The organism is Enterococcus sp. AZ071 (assembly GCF_050499065.1).
In the GTDB taxonomy this organism is placed as follows: domain Bacteria; phylum Bacillota; class Bacilli; order Lactobacillales; family Enterococcaceae; genus Enterococcus_A; species Enterococcus_A ferrettii.
In genome coordinates, this window is record NZ_JBIPAS010000001.1 from 35554 (window position 1) to 56032 (window position 20479).

Here is a 20479-nt window from a genome sequence, read left to right on the forward strand (position 1 = left end):
TCCTCTTTTCTTGTTCAATCACTCACTAATTCCTCAATATAGTATAGTATCGTAATCTACTGAAATCAGAATTTTTAAACACTTTCTCAGTAAATTGATCAAATAAGATCTAAATTTTTTATTTCAAGAGAGAGTTGGTTGATTCGGTTGACATATGAATTTGTGATCATATATAATTATCTATGAAGAAGTATTCATGTGTTTTGGGAAGAAGGGACGAATCATGGAAAAGACGTATCGCTTAGACGGTTTAGATTGTGCTCATTGCGCATCAAAGATCGAACATGCAGTACAAGAAATTAATGGGGTTAAACGAGCAACTATTGATTTTATGACAACCAAAATGATTATTGAAGCACCGGAAAAGGAAATGTCGCGAATTTGCGACGAGGCTGAAAAAACAGTCCATCAATTCGAGCCGGATGTTGAAATGAAGGATTTAACTGCTCCAAAGAAAGAAGAAAGCCAGACTGGGAAAATTATTCAGATTACTGTGGCGTTGATTGCTACGTTGGCCTTAGTACTGCTTGATCCAGCAATGCCTTGGAAATTTGCGGCTTATTTAGCGGTTTATGTATGGATTGGTTGGGATGTGCTGAAAACAGCTGCAACCAATATTTTAAAAGGGCGAGTCTTTGATGAAAATTTTTTGATGTCGGTCGCCACGATTGGTGCTCTAGCAATTGGAGAATATCCAGAAGCTGTAGGTGTCATGCTCTTTTACCAAATAGGCGAGTTTTTCCAAGATTATGCTGTTAACCGTTCCCGAAAATCAATTAGTGCGTTATTGGAAATTCGTCCTGACTATGCCAATCGTTTAATTGATGGTCAAGTAGAAAAAGTAGCTCCCGAAAGTATCAAGGTTGGAGAGACGATTGTTGTTAATCCTGGCGAGCGAGTACCTTTGGATGGCAAGGTCATTGATGGACAATCCTTTGTGGATACGTCAGCTTTAACAGGAGAAGCTGTTCCTAGAAAAGTAATCGTCGGGGAAGAAATTTTAAGTGGTTTTGTGAACCAAAGTGGTCGTTTAACAGTTAAAACAACTACCACTTTTGGTGAATCCACTGTAAATAAAATTTTGGATCTAGTGGAAAATGCCAGCAGCAAAAAAGCGCCGGCTGAAAACTTTATCACTAGTTTTGCTCGTTACTACACACCAATTGTAGTAGGATTGGCTGTTCTTTTGGCAGTTGTTCCACCAATGATTCTGAACGAACCTTTTCAAATGTGGGTATACCGAGCACTAACTTTCTTGGTTATATCTTGCCCTTGTGCCTTAGTTATTTCTGTTCCGTTAAGCTTTTTTGGCGGTATTGGCGGTGCTAGTAAGGCTGGAATTCTGATCAAGGGAAGTAACTATATTGAACGACTAGCAACAATTGACACGGTAGTTTTTGATAAGACAGGAACCTTGACCAAGGGTGTATTTGCAATTCAAAAAATGGAAACAACGATGGATCAGAAAAAATTTCTGCAAGGTGTGGCCAGTGTAGAACAAAACTCAAGCCATCCGATTGCTCAATCAATCTTGAGAGCGAATCAAGCACCATTATTGCCAGTTACTGCTTTAGAAGAACGAGCGGGTTACGGAATTGAGGCAACAGTTGATGGACAACAATACTTAGTCGGAAATACGAAATTGTTGAAACAGGCAGGGGTAGCTTTTGGGCCCGTTAATGAAATAGGCACGATCATTTATGTAGCAATTGATCAGCAATATGTAGGCTATCTTCTAATTGCGGATGAGCTGAAATCCGGTGTCGCTGAAACGATGATTCAATTGAGACAGGCGGGCATTAAGCAAACAGTGATGCTCACTGGAGATAACCGCACGATTGCTGAAGCGATCGGCAGCGAGATTGGGATCGATAAAGTGTATAGCGAACTATTGCCAGCAGATAAAGTAACGCAATTAGAAAAGCTGTTGAATCAAAAGGTGGCCTTTGTAGGTGACGGAATGAATGATGCTCCGGTTCTTGCTAGAACTGATTTAGGAATTGCTATGGGCGGTTTAGGCAGCGATGCAGCGATTGAAGCTTCGGATGTGGTAATTATGGATGACCAGCCTGCCAAAATTCCAACAGCAATCAAAATCGCCCGCAAAACTATGCGGATTGTAAAACAGAATATAATTTTTGCCATTGGAATCAAGGTCTTTGTTTTAATCTTAGGCGCGTTAGGACTTGCTTCCATGGGTGCTGCTGTTTTTGCGGATGTTGGTGTAACAGTTTTAGCAGTATTGAATGCGATGCGTTGTTTGACTAGTGGAAAATAATAGAAAAGTATTTAGAGGCAGTTGAGGGCGACAAAATCCCTCGGCTGCTTTTTTTGATAAGTAGAAAAAAGTTCACTATTTTTTAGACATATTGCTTGACCTTTTCCAATTACAAATGTAAACTATGTTTGTAATTACAAATGTAATCGGAAAGGAGGCCCAACATGTCTGTGACGTTAGAGCCAGTAAAAATCAGCGATTCCGAGTGGGAAATCATGCGAGTCGTCTGGACATTGCAGTCAGCTACGGCGCAAGAAATTATTGAGGTCTTAGGTGAAAGTAAGGATTGGAAGCCTGCAACAATCAAAACCTTGCTTGGTCGTTTAGTTAAAAAGGAAGCATTACGTACCGAACAAGAAGGCAAAAAGTATATTTATCATCCAAACGTTAGTGAGGCAGAAACGGTTCAAAGTGCGACCGAGAATCTTTTTTCTCACATCTGTGCCAAACGAATCGGTCATACCATTGGTGAATTGATTGAACAAGCCGACTTAACTGAAAAAGACATTGCTTTTATCCAACAGCAATTAGCCGATAAACAACCAGTTGCCAGTATTCAGTGTAATTGCATACCCGGCCAATGTGAGTGCAAACATCATGCCAGTTCCACTTCTGGCAGTGACTAAAGTAAAAGAGCAAGTAAAACAAAGTATAGACTATGCGCTAATAGAACAACATAGTGGAATGGGATGCGGTATGAAAATAAAACTCATTTTTCAGAGAAAAATGATTACCTTAGTATGAATAAGCTGCCAGTTCCACTTCTGACAGTGACAAGAGTAAAAGAGTAACTAGAGCCAAGCACAACCCACTCACCAATAAAACGACTTAGTGGAATAGTATGCGAAGTGAAAATAAAAACAAAAAAGGGGATAAACATCATGAAACAAAAATTTGCGATTAACGGAATGAGCTGTAACCATTGTGTAGCAACAGTTGAAAAGGCAGTGAATGAATTACCAGGAATTGAAAAGGTCAAAATTAACCTGAAGAAGAACGAAGGCGTTGTGAAATTTGACGAAAGCCAAATCAATGCGCAGCAAATTGCGGAAAAAGTTACCGCAGCAGGTTTTGATACTGAGGTGGTTTAATTGTCTGAAGCTACAGTTGAAACTTATGTAATCACGGGCATGACCTGTGCCAACTGCTCTGCCCGGGTGGAAAAGGAACTAAAAGAAACCCCGGGGGTAGTTGAGGCGACTGTTAACTTAGCAACTGAAAAAGCGACTGTTCAGTTTGCGGATAACTTGACCTCTGAGCAAATTATTCAACGAGTTGAAAATATTGGCTATGGAGCGATTCTTTTTGATGATGCCCACAAGCAGAAAATTGCTGAAGAAAAGGCACGCTATTTAAACAAAATGAAGCGAGATCTGATTGTAAGTGCCTTATTAACGGCACCGCTGATGGTCTCGATGATTGCAATGCTGCTGGGAAGTCATGCCGGTTGGGTGCATTTCTTCCATATTCCATGGGTCCAACTGATTTTAGTGACTCCAGTACAATTCGGGATTGGTTGGCGTTTTTATCAGGGAGCGTATCATGCCTTGAAAACCAAAGCGCCCAACATGGATGTTTTAGTGGCGATGGGAACTTCAGCGGCATATGCCTTAAGTATTTATAATGGGTTCTTTAATCCACATAATTCCGATCTTTATTTTGAAAGCAGTGCAATGATCATTACCCTGATTCTATTAGGAAAATACTTGGAGCAGAAGGCTAAAACAAAAACCAGTGAAGCAATCAAACACTTGATGGCTCTACAGGCTAAAACAGCGTCCATCTTGCGGGATGGAAAAGAAGTGACAGTTCCTGTAGAGGATGTTGTGGTGGATGATATCGTATTTGTCCGACCTGGTGAACAAATTCCGGTGGACGGCTTGATTGTTGCTGGTCAGACTACCATTGATGAAAGTATGTTGACCGGTGAAAGCTTACCAGTGGATAAGAAATTGGAAGATTCCGTTTTTGGTGGAACCATGAATACTACTGGAACGATTCAGCTAAAAGCAACCCAAGTTGGCAGCATGACAGTGCTCTCTCGTATCATTCGGATGGTAGAGGATGCCCAGGGACAAAAGGCACCGATTCAGCAAATTGCTGACCGTATCTCAAAAGTTTTTGTGCCAACCGTCCTAGGTGTTGCTCTAATCACCTTAATCGCAACAGGACTGATTACGGGAGACTGGCAGCAGGCTATCGTCCACAGTGTTTCGGTCTTAGTTATTGCTTGTCCTTGTGCCCTAGGCTTAGCAACTCCAACAGCCATAATGGTAGGAACAGGTTTAGGTGCTAAAAATGGGATCTTGATTAAAGGCGGCGGTGCGTTGGAAAAAATCGCTCATTTATCGACAATTATTTTAGATAAAACCGGTACTATCACTGAAGGGAAGCCGGCGGTAACAGATTTAGAGAGCAGTAATTCCGAAGCATTAGCAATTTTAACCAGCTTGGAGAACCAATCGGAGCATCCACTGGCTAAAGCAATCGTCGCTTTCGGTAAGGAACAAACCACTCTTTTACCCGTTAGCAAGTTCGAAAGTTTGACAGGTTTGGGAATAGTTGGTGAAATAAATAGTGAACAGTATTTTGTCGGTTCAAAACGAGGAATTGCTGCACGAGATCTAGCTCTGACAGAATGGGAAAAAATGTTGGATTTAGAAGCTGAAGGCAAAACGGTCATGTTCTTAGCGGACAGCCAAAAGGTTCTAGCTGCGATTGCGGTAAGTGACCAGATCAAGCAAAGCTCGAAAGCGGCAATACAAGAATTGAAAAACAATGGCATAAAAGTCAAAATGGTCACTGGTGATAATCAGCGAGCAGCCGGTTTTATTGGTCGACAGGTGGGACTAACCCCAGATGAAATTGTGGCAGAAGTTTTACCGCAAAACAAGGCTGAGGTTGTTCAACAGCTGCATCAAACCAATGAACTAGTTGGCATGGTCGGAGATGGAATCAATGATGCTCCAGCCTTAGCATTGGCAGACATTGGAATAGCAATGGGCAGCGGTACGGATATTGCTATGGAAACAGCTGATGTAACGCTGATGAATAGTGATTTGTCGTCTATTAATCAAAGTATTCAGTTGTCTAAATTAACCTTGAATAAAATTAAGCAGAATCTTTTCTGGGCATTTCTATACAATGTTATTGGCATTCCATTTGCAGCCTTAGGATTTTTGAATCCGATCATTGCTGGAGCAGCGATGGCTTTTAGTTCAGTCAGTGTGTTAATCAATTCCTTAAGTTTGAACCGGAAAAAAATCTAAACTTGGAGGGATTATCATGAAACAAGAGCAAGAATCAGAAAAATCACAAATGCACCATGAACATCACGAGCACCATGAAATGAACCATTCTATGAAAGGCATGGATCACTCGGATCACATGGATATGGATCATGGCGATATGGGAGGGATGGATCATTCGATGCATATGGGAAATTTCAAACAGAAGTTCTGGATTTCTCTTGTTCTGGCAATCCCCATTATTTTGATGTCTCCCATGATGGGAATCAACTTGCCATTTCAATTCACCTTCCCCGGCTCTGAATGGGTAGTCATGATTTTAGCGACAATCCTCTTTTTCTATGGTGGACAGCCGTTCTTTTCGGGAGCGAAAAGTGAGTTAAAGGCTAAAAGTCCCGCCATGATGATGTTAATTACAATGGGGATTACGGTAGCTTATGTTTATAGTTTGTATTCCTTTATTATTAATATGATCCATCCTGAAGCCCATGTAATGGATTTCTTCTGGGAATTGGCAACCTTAATTGTAATTATGCTGCTAGGACATTGGGTAGAAATGAACGCTGTATCCAACGCCAGCAGCGCCTTGCAAAAATTAGCTGAACTTTTGCCAGATGAAGTAAATCTGCTTCAGTCTGATGGCAGTACAACACAAGTGAAGCTGAAGGAAGTAAAAAATGGCGATCATCTTTTAGTACGCGCTGGAGACAAAATGCCAACAGACGGCAATATTGTTAAAGGTTCAACCACTGTTGACGAATCTGCTGTTACTGGAGAATCCAAAGGTGTCAGCAAAAATGTGGGGGATAAAGTTATCGGCGGCTCAGTCAACGGCAATGGCACAGTTGAAGTTGAAGTAACGGGGACGGGTGAAGATGGTTATTTAGCCAAGGTTATGGAAATGGTCCGCCAGGCTCAAAGTGAAAAATCTAAGCTGGAAACCTTGTCTGATAAGGTTGCTAAATGGCTTTTCTATGTAGCCTTGGCAGCTGGGATTATCAGTTTTGTTGTTTGGTTAGCTGTGGATGATCTGCCTGAAGCTTTAAACCGCATGGTGACAGTTTTTATTATTGCTTGTCCTCATGCGTTAGGTTTAGCGATTCCTTTGGTTATTGCTCGTTCAACTTCTTTGGCAGCTCGCAATGGTCTATTGTTGAAAAATCGTCAAGCCTTAGAACAGGCAAATGAGATGGATTATATTTTCTTAGATAAAACAGGTACGCTAACTAAAGGTGAATTTACGGTAACTGGTGTGGAAGTATTAGAACAAGATGCCACTAAAGATCAAGCTTTGAAATATATTGGTGCATTGGAAGCCCAAACGAATCATCCTTTGGCAATTGGTGTAATGAATTATCTGAAAAAGGAAAACATCACACCCTACCAAGCCAGCGAGGTAAAAGCAATCAATGGTGTTGGAGTAGAGGGAACCGTAGAAGGTAAAAAAGTGCTATTGGCCAACCAAAAGGAAATCAAAAAACGTGGATTGTCGATTGATGAAAATCAATTAACACACTATCAACAGCAGGGTAATACAATTTCCTTCTTACTGCTAGATGATAAGCTAGTTGCATTCTTTGCTATGGGGGATACCATCAAAGAAGATGCAAAAACTTTTATTTCAGACTTGAAGGCGAAACATATTCAACCAGTTATGCTGACAGGAGATAATAAGGAAGCGGCGAAAGCAGTGGCCAATTATCTAGGCATCGATGAATTCTACGGTGAATTATTGCCAGATGATAAAGAAAAGGTCATCAAATCTTATATCGAAAAGGGCAAAAAGGTGATGATGATTGGTGATGGAATCAATGATGCACCTTCATTAGCCCGTGCCTCAATTGGGATAGCAATCGGTGCGGGTACGGATATCGCAATTGATTCAGCTGATGTCGTCTTAACCAATGATAATTTAGGCGATGTACTGAAATTTATTCAGCTAGCAAAGAAAACCCGCAGCAAGATGATTCAAAATCTGTGGTGGGGAGCCGGCTACAATATTATTGCGATTCCTTTAGCAGCTGGAATCCTAGCACCTATTGGAATTATCTTGAGCCCAGCAGTAGGAGCGGTACTCATGTCCCTAAGTACTGTAATTGTTGCGATTAATGCGTTACTCTTAGACGTCTGATCCTTGATCAGGCGTTTATTTTTTTTGTTTAAAAAAATTAAAATTGTTCAATAATCAAGCGTTTGTAAATATGCTATGTTTATTAATAGAGGTGGTAAGATGTTTTGGAGCCATATTACTGATAAAAAAACGCAACATTATCTGCAATTATTGTCTTTATTAAGAAAACGAACCTACACATTGGAAGAGCTGACTATTGAACTTGAAATAAGTGAGAAAACGTTACGGCGCGATTTAGCTTATTTACAAAAGAATTATCGCTTAAGTATTCATACCAAAAAAAATACTGTTTGGAATAATCCACAAAAGTTCAGTGAATGCTACAAAGATCTATTGAAAAAAAGCAAACAGTTCAATCTTTTCTGCGATGCCCTATGGCAAAGGCCTCTAGAAGCAAATCGATGGGAAATTCAAAAGTTAAATGAGAGTCTATTGCCCTACACCATGTCGATTAGCTATAAAACACACCGACTTAGAGCACCACAGGCGTTACTCTTCAAGCTACAATTGCGATATTTACAAGAATTTGATCCTGAAACAATTGGTTTGACGTTTCCTGAGTATTGGGAGCAACTATCTGTTCCCACTGTCTCTCACTTAGCAATCCAAAAATGGCAGCAGCTAATTGTTGAAACAGAGCCCTTTGATACATTCGTTAAAGCGATTCAACCTTCTAAGGAGCTTAGCTGTTTGTTGTATTTTGAATACCAAAAGCTGAATCCTTTCCGGCAGCAGCGATTTTACGAAAGTCATCAGCGTGGCGAAACATTTTTGTATCAGAATGCCTGTAAAATTACGCAAAGCCTGATGCACTATTTGGATATTTCGGTAGAATTTACAACGATTTTGCGGATTCGTTTTTTCTATGTCTTATTGGATCTGCACATTGGTATTCCAGTTACTTATTTTAGCGGCAGTCAGCGACCTCCTAGAATACAAAACCACTTAATTGAAGTGAGTAAGCAAATTAAAAGGGCATGGTTCTATTTCGATAATTGGACATTTCTCGATGTATCACTGTTATTATGTTCAATCCTAAAACGAATTTATCCAGTATCGATTGGTCAGCCCATTTTTTCTTTAGGTCTGCAATTAAGCGGTTCCATTGAGGAGAGCAAACAACTGTGTGATAAATTGAATCAGGCGATTCAATTCAGCTATCCGATCGCTTTTTTTCCTGCCAGATCTCAGGCGATTGCCTATGATTTATTGATTATAGAAGGTCCACCAGCGTATGAAGATAAACCTAATGAAACAGTGTACATTGAAGACCCTTCCTTTGGGGATCTTATTCAGTTGGCTGTGCGCTATTTTCCTAGTAAAAAAGGTGATACTGTCTTTACAATTCCCTAATATGCTATAATTGAATGAATCAGGCTGAAGGGAAGAAAGACATGGAATTGAAGAAATTAGATGTTCCCACATCTTCCATCACGGAAGTAAAGAAATCACCAATGGACGTCTTCGCGCAGGCACGCAAAGCAGGAACAGGTGTGTATATCTTCAACCGCGAAAAAATTGCTGGTGTAATGCTGACCCAAGAGCAATACGAAGAATTATTGGAAGAGTTAACCGATTTGCGGGATAAACAATACCAACCAGTCGAACACGAATTACCTGTCCCAGAAGAGCTGGAGGAATTAGCAGATGCATTACGTTCAGCTGTATCCAAGGGTTCAGTTGTATCCGCTCGTTATCTTGATGAACGAATGGTTGCCATGGGCTTCATCACTAAGAAAACCGGCTTTGGCGGGGTAACAGAAATGCTGGGGGAATTAACCGAAACCGGAAAAATCATTTACCAATTGAGACGTCGTGAAAACAATAAGATTATTTATGCTGAAATCGTGGCTGAATTAGAAGAATTGCCTCGAGGAACAGACAAAGTATTTATTCGCAAAGTGAACTTAATTGAACGTTAAATAGTCTTAAAGCAGAAGCATTTGAAGGAGCGATTCCTTTGAATGCTTTTTTACTGGAAAAAGACAAGATAAAGGGCTTTTAAAAATGATGCAATCCTTTTGAAGTGAGGAGCTACTTATGAACTCACTAAGAACATTGGAAAAATAGAGAAGCCATTTGTCAGCAAAATGAAATAATCCAAGTGCTCCTCGTCTTTATCGATGCTAACTTCAAAAGGGAGTTGCTCGAGCAACTTCTCTTTCCGTGAGATTCTCTATAAAGCAGGGGGAAAGAGTGAAATTATACCTTATGTAAGAAACATTTGATACTCGACATATTCTTCTAATCTTGATTAAAAACTTCTTTAATAGAAACATTACCTTATTTGTCTCTGAACGCACGTTCGGTTATAATAAGGGTGTAAAGGTAGGTGATTTGGGATGGCTGAGCTATACTTTCCATTAAAAAATGATACCTCAAGAAAAATTATACATATTGATATGGATGCCTTCTTCGCTTCGGTAGAGGAGCGGGACGACCCTGAATTGGCTAAACATCCGTTAGTGATTGCCCGTCACCCTTCAGATACTGGAGGGAAGGGGGTAGTTACGACCGCGAATTACAAGGCCCGTAAGTATGGTATTCATTCTGCAATGAGTGCTCAAAAGGCCTATGAGCTTTGCCCTCATGCGATTTTTAAACCAGGGAATCACGAAAAATACAGTGCGGTTTCCAAACAGGTACGGGAAATCTTTCGTCGTTATACTGATGTGATCGAGCCGGTTTCAATAGACGAAGCCTACCTGGATGTAACTACAAATAAAATGGGAATTCTTTCAGCGATTCGAATCGCTCGTATGATTCAGCGGGATGTTTGGGATGAACTGCATTTAACCTGTTCGGCCGGTGTCAGCTACAACAAGTTTTTAGCTAAGCTGGCTTCAGATTATCAAAAGCCGCGGGGCATGACGGTCATTTCACCAAATGAAGCCGTAGATTTTTTAAAAAGTTTGCCAATTGAGAAGTTTCATGGAGTTGGAAAAAAAACTGTGCCAAAAATGAATGATTTAGGTATTTTTACTGGTGGCGATTTATATGAAAAAAGTGAAATGTTTATGATTCAAGAATTTGGCAAAATGGGCTACTCTTTGTATCGGAAGGTCCGTGGAATTCATGATTCACCAGTATCTGTGACACGAGAACGTAAATCAGTCGGCAAAGAACACACATATGGCCGTTCTCTGACTACGGAGGATGAAGTACTATCGCAGCTGCGTCAACTGGCGGAGAAGGTAGAAGGTTCCTTACGACGGGTTCAGCGACATGGCAAGACGGTGGTAGTCAAGATTCGCTACACGGACTACACAACAGTCACTAAGCGCGTAACCTTACCTTATTACATAGTGAAAAAAGAAGAGTTGTATTCTCAAGCCCGTTTGATTTGGGAAGAGGTCGGTGGTATTGAAAAGGGAATTCGCTTGTTAGGAATAACCCTAACCAATTTAGACCCCATGTCTTACGAAAATATCGTACTACCTTTGTGGGAAGAACGAACCTACTAACACTAAATAAAAGAGAAAAGGGGCTAGCGTGTGAAAAAATACATTGCACTTTTGCGTGGGATCAATATAGGAGGCAAAAACAAAATAGCTATGCCTCTTTTAAGGCAAGCTTTTGAGGAACTTGGATTTACGGAGGTAGTCACCTATATCAATAGCGGTAATGTTGTTTTCTCCAGCGAATGCCAAGACAAGAACGAGTTAATTGAGCAGTGTGAAGCAGTTATTGCTGCAGAGTTCGCGCTAACAATCCCAGTAAATATTGTTTCAGCCGATGAATTAGCTGAGACGTTAAGTCATGCGCCTAATTGGTGGGATGATGATAAGGAATCCATCCATTATGCAATTTTCCTGATTCCACCCATCAGTGTGGAGGAGGTCTTTACTGCAGTAGGAGAAATTAAACCAGAATATGAAAAAATTGCCCATCATGGTCGAGTCATTTTCTGGTCAGCATCGGCGAAAACATTTTCTAAATCCAGATGGTCAAAGATTGCCAGCTCATCGGTCAACAATCATGTGACCATCAGAAATGCCAATACGGCCAATAAATTATTGCAATTAAGTAAATAAAAACAACCAGGTTTGAAGCTGCAGCAGCCTTCAAATCTGGTTGTTTGTTTATTTTGAATCTATGGAACTAAATTAATTCACTTTTTTTAATTTGTTCAAAGGCCTTTTCCGAATCATGCAGGCGTTCCCAAATGACTACTTCACCTTTAGCTAAGGATTGTTGCACATCGATGATTCGTTGATTGGCGCTTCCGCGAAATTGCAGCATAAGGTTTTTCTTATTGATGTCGAAGCGGCCATCCACTAGGATATCAATTTTGCTTAGCATCTCCAGCTTATCTTCGCTATCCAACAGTAATTCCTCAAAGGTATAACCGCTCCAAGACCAAATATCCTTTGTGTCGCCAAACTCAGCCTGGATGCGATCAATCAGCTGCAAGCATACCTGAGTGTTCAAGAAGGGTTCGCCCCCTAGAAGAGTAATTCCTTGAACGTAGTTGTGGGCGGTATCTTTGATGATCTGATCTTCCAATTCCATTGTGTATGGTTTGCCGTAATGGAAGTTTTGCGCAGCAACATTAAAGCAGCCTTCGCAAGCAAAGGGACAGCCGCTAACATACAAACTGTTGCGCACCCCTTCACCGTCTACAAAATTAAAGGCTTTGTAATCGGCAATATACTGTTGGCTTAATTCATTCGCTAGCCATTCTTTAGGTTGTGGATTACGCATAATTTCACCTGATTTCTTTAAAGAAACAGGGATAGAAGTTCTATCCCTGTTTGGTTTCCTTCAACGTTTGATTGTTTGACTGATCAATCGTTTCTATTTCATATGTTTAACACGTGATGAGATTTCTTTATGACGTCCGTGAACCATAGGGCGTTGTTGTGGGTTGCCTAGGTAACCACAAGTACGTTTTACCACATCACATGATTTTGGATCATGGTTGCCGCATTGTGGACATTCAAAGCCGCGTTTGGTTGGCTTAAAGTCTCCTTCAAAGCCGCATTCGTAGCAGTGATCGATTGGTGTGTTGGTACCCAGGTAACCAATTCGGTCATAGCCGTAATCCCAAACGGCTTCCAAAGCAGTTGGATTTTGTTGCAGAACAGGGTATTCACAATAGTGAATGAAGCCGCCTGAGCAGTATTTTGGATAATCCTTTTCAAAGTCCAGCTTTTCAAAAGGCGTTGGATTTTTGCGAACATCATAATGGAAACTATTCGTATAGTATTCCTTGTCGGTGATGTTTTCAACAATACCGAAACGTTCTAAGTCTAAATGACAGAAGCGGTCAGTCAAGCTTTCACTTGGTGTAGAGTATACGCTGAAGTGGTAGCCGTATTCGTTGCCCCAAGCATCTGTATGCTGCTTCAAGTCTTTTAAGATAGCCAATGTGAATTCTTTTGCTTCAGGATTGCCTTCCCAGTCGCCGCCAAAGAAAGAAGCTGCAACTTCGTACAAACCGATATAACCTAGAGAAACAGTTGCCCGTTTGTTTTTGAACAATTCGTCCACTGAATCTGTACGTTTCAGCCGTTTACCGAAGGCGCCATATTGATAAAGAATCGGTGCATTCGCTGGGGTCGCTTCTTTACAGCGGTCAACGCGAAATACTAAGGCGTCTTTAGCTATTTGCAGACGTTCTTCTAGTAAGCTCCAGAACTTGTTGCGATCGCCTGCTGATTCCATAGCAATCCGTGGCAGGTTTAAGGTAACTACACCTAAGTTCATACGGCCAACGTTAATCTCTTCTCCGTTTTCATCCTTCCAGCCCTGCAAGAAAGAACGACAGCCCATTGGTACTTTAAAGCTGCCAGTCAACTCAACTAATCGATCATAGTTCAAGATATCTGGATACATACGCTTCGTTGCACATTCCAGTGCCAATTGCTTCACATCATAGTTCGGATCAGCTGCGTCCAAGTTCACACCACGACGTAGAGTGAAGATCAATTTAGGGAAAATCGCTGTCCGTTTTTCAATGCCTAAGCCGTTGATCCGGATTTGCAGGATCGCTTTTTGGATTTCCCGCTCAAACCAGTCAGTTCCCAAACCGAAGCCTAAGGAAGTAAAAGGTGTTTGCCCATTGGAAGTAAATAAGGTGTTGATTTCATACTCCAAGCTTTGCATTGCATCATAAATATCTTTACGAGTCTTTTGCTTAGCGAATTCTTCACGACGTTCAGGATTGTCGATCCATTCTTCGGCATCCTTCATGTGTTTTTCGTAGTTTAAGCGAGCAAATGGTGCTAATAGCTCATCCACTCGATCAGCCGAGCAACCACCGTATTGGCTGGAAGCCACGTTTGCAATAATTTGTGAAATTTGAGCAGTGGCTGTTTGGATAGATTTTGGACTTTCAACATCGGCATTTCCAATCTTGAACCCATTATTTAACATACCCTTGAAGTCAATCAAACAGCAGTTAGTCATTGGTGTGTATGGATGGTAATCTAAATCATGATAATGAATGTCACCTTTTTGGTGTGCATTCGCTACGTGTGGTGGTAACATCTTCAAGCCGATAGACTTACCAACGATTCCAGCAGTTAAGTCACGCTGAGTATTGAAGACATCGCTGTCCTTATTAGCATTTTCGTTAACGACTGATTGATCCTTATTGATTAATTTACCAATCGTGAAGTTGATATCTGTTGCTTTACTGCGAGAAAAATCTCGTTGGGTACGATAATGTATGTACTCCTCAGCTAATTCATACTCATTACCTTCTAATAAAATGTGCTCCACAATGTTTTGGATTTCGTAGATTTTTACATTATCTGTAAATCGTTGAGCAAGCTCAGCATCTACTCGTTCAACAATTGACTGGATACGTTCATGTGCCATAGGATCAATTGTTCCGTGAATTTTTGTTTCTGCCTTAATCAATGCATCATAGATTTTTTTATCATCGAAGGCCACGTGACGACCGTCTCGTTTGATGACTCTCATACTTTTGAGAGTAGGTTGAAAATCGTTGATTGCAGTGTCATTGGTTCGGATTTCCATCATATCAACCACTCCGTTTCTTCTTAAATTCGACTAGTTAATCATATAGCATTTTGCGCTAAGATGCAACGATATATAGTGGGTATTTTGGTTAAAAAACGAAAAAGCACACTATATATAGTGTGCTTTGTGATTGAAAAGTTCAATGAAAACTACGGGTCATCATATTTAATTGTCTTTGCTTTTGTGAAAAATAACGCAAAAAAAAATCCTTCACATGACAAATTTGTCAGACGATCACTAGACGTTCGTCACCTTATTTCGCCTTAGATATGATACCATAAAACTAACTAAGAAAACATTAGAATTTATGAGGAATCACACAAATATTTCTTTAAAGGAAGTGGAAAGCACGAGCTGACGCGCTTTGTCGGAGTGCAAAATAATATGAAGAAAATGATTGACGTTCAACATCTGAGTAAAAGCTACGGAAATCGCAGCAATAAAGTCAGTGTGCTAAACGATTTGAACTTCTCGATTGAAGAAGGAGAGTTCGTTGGGATCATGGGACCCAGCGGAGCCGGCAAGACGACATTGATGAATATTTTATCTACTATATTATTACCCACTATGGGAACTGTCCGTATCGATGGCCAGAACATTACTCAGATGCGGGATAGCCAGCTGACTGATTTTCGGCGAGAAAACTTAGGCTTTATTTTCCAAGAGTTTAATTTGATCGACAGTCTCAGTGTGGAAGACAACATTCTGCTGCCCTTAACGGTAAGCAAAATGACCTATGAACAGATGCAGCAACGTTTGAAGCATTATGCCAGCATACTAGATATTACAGGCATTTTGGATCGCTATCCGGAAGAAATTTCAGTGGGACAAAGACAACGGACTGCTGCCGCGAGAGCTTTAATCACCCAGCCAAAGATTCTTTTTGCGGATGAACCCACCGGATCGCTGGATTCGAAATCATCAGCGGACTTTCTCCATTATTTAGCAGAGATTAACCTGCATGAGGATACGACGATCCTGATGGTAACCCATGATCCGTATACTGCCAGCTATTGCAACCGGGTGTTGTTCATCAAGGACGGCAAATTCTTTTCTGAAATTGTTCGCCGTTCGTCAAGACAAGCCTTCTTTGAAAAAGTAATCGATATGCAGGCAACCATCGGTGGAGGAGGGAAGACCAATGCTGATCAAATTGGCCTGGAAGAGTTTTAAAAAGCAGGCTAGAGGGTACTTGTTGTTTTTCTTCAGCATGGTATTTGCTGTGATGGTGTATTATTCCTTCACGACTATGAATAATGAACAGCTGTCGCAGCGAGGAGCAGCTACAGGAAATAATATTGTAACAATGCTGGCATTAGGCAGTCTGCTGATTGTGTTGATTCTAATTTTTTTCATGCTGAGTGCCAGTCGTTTTCTGATTGAAAATCGACGAAAGGATGTAGCAGTTTTTCATTTATACGGGTTAAAATACTACCAAATCTGCCTGCTGTTTATTTTTGAATTCTTGTTTATTGGCTTGCTGTCATTTATCAGCGGGATTCTACTTGGGATTCTATTTTCACGATTGTTCAGCATGGTCCTTTTGAAAGCAATGGATTTGTCAGTACAGGTGAAATTTTTCTTTTCTGCCAACGCAGTAGGTACTACGGGTCTTGTGCTATTAATTATTTTAGGTTTGGTTTCACTGCAGACTCTATGGCTGGTATCAGGCTACCGGCTATCGTCTTTTCGAAAAGAGGAGAAGCCGCGACGTAGAATTTCTCACCTGAACATGGGGCAAAAAGTGCTTGCCATTTTAGGTGCACTATTTTTAATTTCGGGGTGGACGGCTGCCGTTTTCTATATAAAGGTAGTTAATTTGTTCATTCAGCAATTCGGTTTTCTGCGAGCGAACCTCAACATCATGCTAGGCATTTTTGCTGTTTGTGTGGTGGGAACCTATCTCTTTTACAATTACACCTTACGCTGGTTCTATATCCGCAGGACGAGCCGAAGTTATCACAATTTGCGGGTACTTTCTCGCAGTGAAGGGTTGTTTCGTTCTTACCGGGAGCGTAACTTTTTGGGAACAGTCACGATTTTCTTAGGCTTGGCTTTGACCTTTCTAGGGGCAACAGCGGCTACTGTTTCGATTCAGATGAATCGGGTAACAGAAGTGGCGCCGGTGTCTTTGATGATGGATCGAGGAAGCTTTGAACAAGTAGCACCTATAATTCAAGAAAAAATGTCCTCCTTTGAACAGCAGACACTTACGTTTAAGTCCGTTGGCGGTATCCAGCCGCTTATGGTTACTGGGGAAGGAGTGGAGGAACGTCCAGAGGTTATTGATCTAGTTGCTTTATCAACTTATCAGAAATTTCAACAGCTGAGTCTTCGGCTTGCAGATATTCAGTTAAAAGATACTAATGACGCAGTGATGCTGACACCATTCCAACCTGTTTTTAGGGAGTACTGGCACTACAGCCGTACGGTTAATTTAATAGACGAAAAGCTAGAGGTACGGCGCTTGGAAACCAATTATATGGGAGATCCTTCACTGCACTATGGACAAAATTTATTGGTGGTATCAGATGAGTTATTCCAAAAAGTAAATGGGATTACTTATCAGTTGGAGGCTGTAAATGTTCCAGACGATCAGGAAGCTAAGCTAAGTCAGCTAGTGGAAAAGAAAATCAATTACGACTGGATTGATCCGATTACGTATGAGTTAAACTGGAAGGACAAACAGCTAACTGGGGAATTAATTTCAGGAGATGATCACAGCAGCAATCCCAATCGCTTTGCTACGTATCGAGCAAATTATGTTTCGTATGAAGAGACTTATCGTACCAGTCGCAGCAGTGCCGGCCTGTCTTTGTTTGTCTTTACCTTCGTAGTGATGATTTTTATTGTCATTACGGCTAGTACGGTTAGTCTGCGGCAGCTTTCCGACACTAGTAACCAAAAAGAACGCTACCGTTTATTGAGTTATTTAGGAATTGGTCAAAAGAATTTGAAACAACTGATTTATCGGGAGAATCAAATGCTATTCTTTCCACCAGTACTTTTAGGATTAATCCACAGCTTCTTTGCTATCTATGTCTTTTCCCAAGTTGTTGAAAGTGCTGACTACTGGTTTGTATACCTGTTCTTTGGTATTTTATTAATCGTTTATAGTATCTTCTTCTATTTAACCTATCGTTACCAAAGAAAACTGTTGTTGTAAATCACGAAATCTTGCAAGCTGAAGTTTCTCAGTCTGCAAGATTTTTTGGTGAAAGTAAGAAATATTGTTAAACTGAGGTAATGAAAAAGAGGAGAGCAACGTGAGATTAAAGGATGAGCTACGCATTAAAAAGGCGATTATTTCTTAGTTAGGTGAACCGTCAATCGTGCTAAGTAGGTCTAAAGAACGGAAATCAACATATGCCTGTTTAATGAGTAGCGAAAATAATTATCTGACCTTAATACTGCATATCTCAAGCTCCAAGCTACAAAAAAACGCCAACCCGATCGGTCAGCGTTTCATTTATTTAGTTGGTTAATTAAACAATTGTGCCTCCACCGTCAACAACAATGAATTGGCCTGTTGTATAGCTTGAGCCGTCACTCGAGAAGTACAGAATGGTTCCGTTCAATTCGCCTTGTTTACCTGGACGGCACATTGGATTTGTCCCATTATACAGGTTAAGGAAGTCATCTGATTTGAATAATGTATCTTCGGTCATTTCTGATTCGAATAGCCCCGGTCCAATCGCATTAACAGTGATGTTGTATTTACCATACGAAGCTGCCATTCCTAATGTAAGACCTAAAACAGCCGATTTGCTGGCGTTGTAAGAATGACGAATGAAAACATCCGCTTTGTCAGCCATAATCGCATTGACTGAAGCAACGTTGACGATTCGGCCATATTTGTTGTCCATCATGTGAGGAACTACGTATTTACTCACTAAGAAAATACCTTTAACGTTAACATCCATTGATTTGTCAAAATCTTCAACAGATAACTGATGTACGCCGCCGCCAACCGCAATTCCGGCATTGTTCAACAGGATATCTAAATGACCAAAATGGTCAAAGGCTTTTTGAATGCCTTCTTTTACATTTTCTTCATCGGTAACGTCCATCTTGATTGGTAAAACATCGCGGCCCATTTCTTTGATTTCTGTTGCAACCTCTTCCAAACGCTCTAGTCTTCTGGCCAATAAGACCACATCAGCGCCAGCTTCAGCGTAAGCAATCGCTGCATCGCGACCTAATCCACTACTCGCGCCAGTAACTACAGCAACTTTTCCTGTTAAATCAAACATTTACCCATCCCCGATCTGTTTTTTAGTAACTGCTTTCATTTTTGTCAAATCAACAATTTGTTGACCTTATAAAAAGAGTACCTGAGTGTTACTAGGGTTGTCAATACACCTTGTGAAGAAAAATACAATTATTTTTGCTAAGCCTTTAATAAAAAAAGGATACAAATGAAAAAGCAGTCCTCATTAGAACTGCTCCAGTCTATTTCTATTCTTTAGCTGTAAAGCAATCCTTGTAATCATTGATATAATCTTCAATAGTTCGAGGGGGATGCAGCAATATTTTTTCTAAAGTATTTGTTACTTTTTTAGCATTGCCTAATTGGGTAATCAAATACAACATCACCATAACATTGACAAATTCTTTCGGCAGTCCTCGTTTAAGCATCGTGCGTCGAAACTTGAACAAGCTAGGTTTGCTGTAAGTAATCGTTGTTCCCAAAATCCGACTCATCTCGCTAGCAATCTCCATGTAGGTTAAAGCCTCTGGACCTGTAATTTCCAGTTCCTGATTCAAATATTGAGGATCAGTTAAACAAATCGCTGCGGTTTCACCTATATCCCTAGTGTCGATGAAGCTTGTTTTTGCATGATCAGTAGGAATAAACAAGTCGTGATTATGCTGAATATCCTCTAGGTGCGTCGTATTCAGATTCTGCATAAAAAAACTTGGCCGAATAAAAGTGTGAGGGATTTTCAGTTCACGAATCATTTTCTCAATTTGATGGTGAGGGGTAACTGGATTTTTCTCCACACCTATTAAGGAAACAAACACAATTTGTTGAATACTTTGCTGCTGAGCAAAACGCAAAAAGGGAGCCATGTCTTCCTTTGGTTTAGCAAGTTGCGGTGGTCGAATGAAAAAAATCTTATTTACACCAGAAAAGGCTCCAGGAAAGGTAGCTGGATCTAGAAAATCAAAGGGAACAAGCGAAAGATTCTCTACATCTTTGAATCTTTCTTGAGACTTTTTCACCTCACGGACACCAACAGTCATGCTAACATCCGTATTTTTAGCTAAACATTCTATTAAAGGAAAACCAATATTACCGGTTCCGCCAATGATCAGGATATGATCCATTAAAGTTTCCTCTTCTCTTGGTTGACTTTAGTGAGTAAAGAATTCAAGGTTTGCTGTTCCTCATTGGACAAAATGGAGAGACTATTTTCAAGAATTTGTTCACTGATTTTCTGGCATTTCTTCAAAATAGCTTCTCCTGATTCAGTTAACAGCAATAGTGAAGAACGTTGGTCTGAAGGATTTGGCCGCTTTTTTAGCAGCTGTTTATTGTCAAGTCTCTTCACAATACCTGAAACGGTCGGCTTATCCATACCCAGTCGAAAGGACAATTCAGCAACAGTAGACTCTTTTCTCTGATGAATTTGCTGAATAACTGCCCATTGCTGTACCGTCACGCCATTTTTGATCAGTGCCTGATTCAGATCATATTTTAATTGCTTAGATATATTCATTAATAAGTAGCCAGAATCCATAATTAAGCTCCTTTTGTTAGTTAGTACACTAACTTTATTTAATTAGTATGCTAACTAATCGAGGTAAGAATGTCAATCCCTGCGCATA

At 40.5% G+C, this 20479-nt stretch carries 16 protein-coding genes; 11 read left to right on the forward strand and 5 right to left on the reverse strand.

The annotated features are described in order from the left end of the window. Positions 1–223 precede the first annotated feature (223 nt). From IGI49_RS00195 to IGI49_RS00235, 9 genes are all read left to right on the forward strand, one after another. Positions 224–2278 (forward strand): heavy metal translocating P-type ATPase, encoded by a 2055-nt coding sequence (locus tag IGI49_RS00195; RefSeq protein ID WP_429962950.1) that lies wholly within the window; start codon positions 224–226, stop codon positions 2276–2278. 164 nt (positions 2279–2442) lie between these two features. Further along, complete coding sequence (locus IGI49_RS00200; protein WP_429962951.1) at positions 2443–2904, forward strand: CopY/TcrY family copper transport repressor; 462 nt, start codon at positions 2443–2445, stop codon at positions 2902–2904. Between the two features lie 255 nt (positions 2905–3159). Next, complete coding sequence (gene copZ, locus IGI49_RS00205; RefSeq protein WP_429962952.1) at positions 3160–3369, forward strand: copper chaperone CopZ; 210 nt, start codon at positions 3160–3162, stop codon at positions 3367–3369. A gap of 39 nt (positions 3370–3408) precedes the next feature. After that, positions 3409–5547, forward strand: a complete 2139-nt coding sequence (locus tag IGI49_RS00210) for a heavy metal translocating P-type ATPase (RefSeq protein WP_429964945.1) — start codon at positions 3409–3411, stop codon at positions 5545–5547. Positions 5548–5563: 16 nt separating this feature from the next. After that, complete coding sequence (locus IGI49_RS00215) at positions 5564–7657, forward strand: copper-translocating P-type ATPase (protein ID WP_429962953.1); 2094 nt, start codon at positions 5564–5566, stop codon at positions 7655–7657. 99 nt (positions 7658–7756) lie between these two features. Beyond that, the gene (locus tag IGI49_RS00220; protein WP_429962954.1) at positions 7757–9010 is read left to right on the forward strand and encodes a DeoR family transcriptional regulator; all 1254 of its coding nucleotides are present in this window, start codon (positions 7757–7759) and stop codon (positions 9008–9010) included. A gap of 41 nt (positions 9011–9051) precedes the next feature. Then, positions 9052–9579 (forward strand): type II toxin-antitoxin system Phd/YefM family antitoxin, encoded by a 528-nt coding sequence (locus tag IGI49_RS00225; protein ID WP_429962955.1) that lies wholly within the window; start codon positions 9052–9054, stop codon positions 9577–9579. A 420-nt stretch (positions 9580–9999) separates the two neighbouring features. Further along, complete coding sequence (gene dinB, locus IGI49_RS00230; RefSeq protein WP_207703632.1) at positions 10000–11121, forward strand: DNA polymerase IV; 1122 nt, start codon at positions 10000–10002, stop codon at positions 11119–11121. Between the two features lie 30 nt (positions 11122–11151). Further along, complete coding sequence (locus IGI49_RS00235) at positions 11152–11691, forward strand: DUF1697 domain-containing protein (protein WP_429962956.1); 540 nt, start codon at positions 11152–11154, stop codon at positions 11689–11691. Between the two features lie 67 nt (positions 11692–11758). On the opposite strand, the gene nrdG is transcribed toward IGI49_RS00235, so the two are convergent. Both nrdG and nrdD read right to left on the reverse strand, forming a co-directional pair. Beyond that, positions 11759–12361, reverse strand: coding sequence for an anaerobic ribonucleoside-triphosphate reductase activating protein (gene nrdG / locus IGI49_RS00240; protein ID WP_429962957.1), 603 nt, complete (start codon positions 12359–12361; stop codon positions 11759–11761). A gap of 93 nt (positions 12362–12454) precedes the next feature. Next, a complete protein-coding gene (gene nrdD, locus IGI49_RS00245; protein WP_207703629.1) occupies positions 12455–14647 on the reverse strand; it encodes an anaerobic ribonucleoside-triphosphate reductase in 2193 nt (730 codons plus the stop codon). A gap of 384 nt (positions 14648–15031) precedes the next feature. Between nrdD and IGI49_RS00250 the strand changes: the two genes are divergently transcribed. Both IGI49_RS00250 and IGI49_RS00255 read left to right on the forward strand, forming a co-directional pair. Then, the gene (locus IGI49_RS00250; RefSeq protein WP_207703628.1) at positions 15032–15820 is read left to right on the forward strand and encodes an ABC transporter ATP-binding protein; all 789 of its coding nucleotides are present in this window, start codon (positions 15032–15034) and stop codon (positions 15818–15820) included. Further along, positions 15789–17813, forward strand: coding sequence for an FtsX-like permease family protein (locus tag IGI49_RS00255; protein ID WP_429962958.1), 2025 nt, complete (start codon positions 15789–15791; stop codon positions 17811–17813). Before IGI49_RS00250 ends, IGI49_RS00255 begins: the two co-directional genes overlap by 32 nt. 319 nt (positions 17814–18132) lie before the next feature. Here the strand turns inward: IGI49_RS00255 and IGI49_RS00260 are convergent, their stop codons facing one another. The 3 genes from IGI49_RS00260 to IGI49_RS00270 all read right to left on the reverse strand — a co-directional run bounded on the left by IGI49_RS00260 (position 18133) and on the right by IGI49_RS00270 (position 20391). Then, positions 18133–18900: an SDR family NAD(P)-dependent oxidoreductase gene (locus IGI49_RS00260; RefSeq protein WP_429962959.1), complete on the reverse strand. Its 768-nt coding sequence runs from the start codon at positions 18898–18900 to the stop codon at positions 18133–18135. A 205-nt stretch (positions 18901–19105) separates the two neighbouring features. Further along, complete coding sequence (locus tag IGI49_RS00265) at positions 19106–19978, reverse strand: NmrA family NAD(P)-binding protein (RefSeq protein ID WP_429962960.1); 873 nt, start codon at positions 19976–19978, stop codon at positions 19106–19108. Beyond that, the gene (locus IGI49_RS00270) at positions 19978–20391 is read right to left on the reverse strand and encodes a MarR family winged helix-turn-helix transcriptional regulator (protein WP_429962961.1); all 414 of its coding nucleotides are present in this window, start codon (positions 20389–20391) and stop codon (positions 19978–19980) included. Before IGI49_RS00270 ends, IGI49_RS00265 begins: the two co-directional genes overlap by 1 nt. Positions 20392–20479: the final 88 nt, after the last annotated feature.

Excerpts from the sequence above, each read along its gene's own strand:
- IGI49_RS00195 (WP_429962950.1), top strand. The coding sequence starts at position 224 with ATGGAAAAGACGTATCGCTTAGACGGTTTAGATTGTGCTCATTGCGCA.
- IGI49_RS00200 (WP_429962951.1), top strand. The coding sequence starts at position 2,443 with ATGTCTGTGACGTTAGAGCCAGTAAAAATCAGCGATTCCGAGTGGGAA.
- copZ (WP_429962952.1), top strand. The coding sequence starts at position 3,160 with ATGAAACAAAAATTTGCGATTAACGGAATGAGCTGTAACCATTGTGTA.
- IGI49_RS00210 (WP_429964945.1), top strand. The coding sequence starts at position 3,409 with ATGACCTGTGCCAACTGCTCTGCCCGGGTGGAAAAGGAACTAAAAGAA.
- IGI49_RS00215 (WP_429962953.1), top strand. The coding sequence starts at position 5,564 with ATGAAACAAGAGCAAGAATCAGAAAAATCACAAATGCACCATGAACAT.
- IGI49_RS00220 (WP_429962954.1), top strand. The coding sequence starts at position 7,757 with ATGTTTTGGAGCCATATTACTGATAAAAAAACGCAACATTATCTGCAA.
- IGI49_RS00225 (WP_429962955.1), top strand. The coding sequence starts at position 9,052 with ATGGAATTGAAGAAATTAGATGTTCCCACATCTTCCATCACGGAAGTA.
- dinB (WP_207703632.1), top strand. The coding sequence starts at position 10,000 with ATGGCTGAGCTATACTTTCCATTAAAAAATGATACCTCAAGAAAAATT.
- nrdG (WP_429962957.1), bottom strand. The coding sequence starts at position 12,361 with ATGCGTAATCCACAACCTAAAGAATGGCTAGCGAATGAATTAAGCCAA.
- nrdD (WP_207703629.1), bottom strand. The coding sequence starts at position 14,647 with ATGATGGAAATCCGAACCAATGACACTGCAATCAACGATTTTCAACCT.
- IGI49_RS00250 (WP_207703628.1), top strand. The coding sequence starts at position 15,032 with ATGAAGAAAATGATTGACGTTCAACATCTGAGTAAAAGCTACGGAAAT.
- IGI49_RS00255 (WP_429962958.1), top strand. The coding sequence starts at position 15,789 with ATGCTGATCAAATTGGCCTGGAAGAGTTTTAAAAAGCAGGCTAGAGGG.
- IGI49_RS00260 (WP_429962959.1), bottom strand. The coding sequence starts at position 18,900 with ATGTTTGATTTAACAGGAAAAGTTGCTGTAGTTACTGGCGCGAGTAGT.
- IGI49_RS00265 (WP_429962960.1), bottom strand. The coding sequence starts at position 19,978 with ATGGATCATATCCTGATCATTGGCGGAACCGGTAATATTGGTTTTCCT.
- IGI49_RS00270 (WP_429962961.1), bottom strand. The coding sequence starts at position 20,391 with ATGGATTCTGGCTACTTATTAATGAATATATCTAAGCAATTAAAATAT.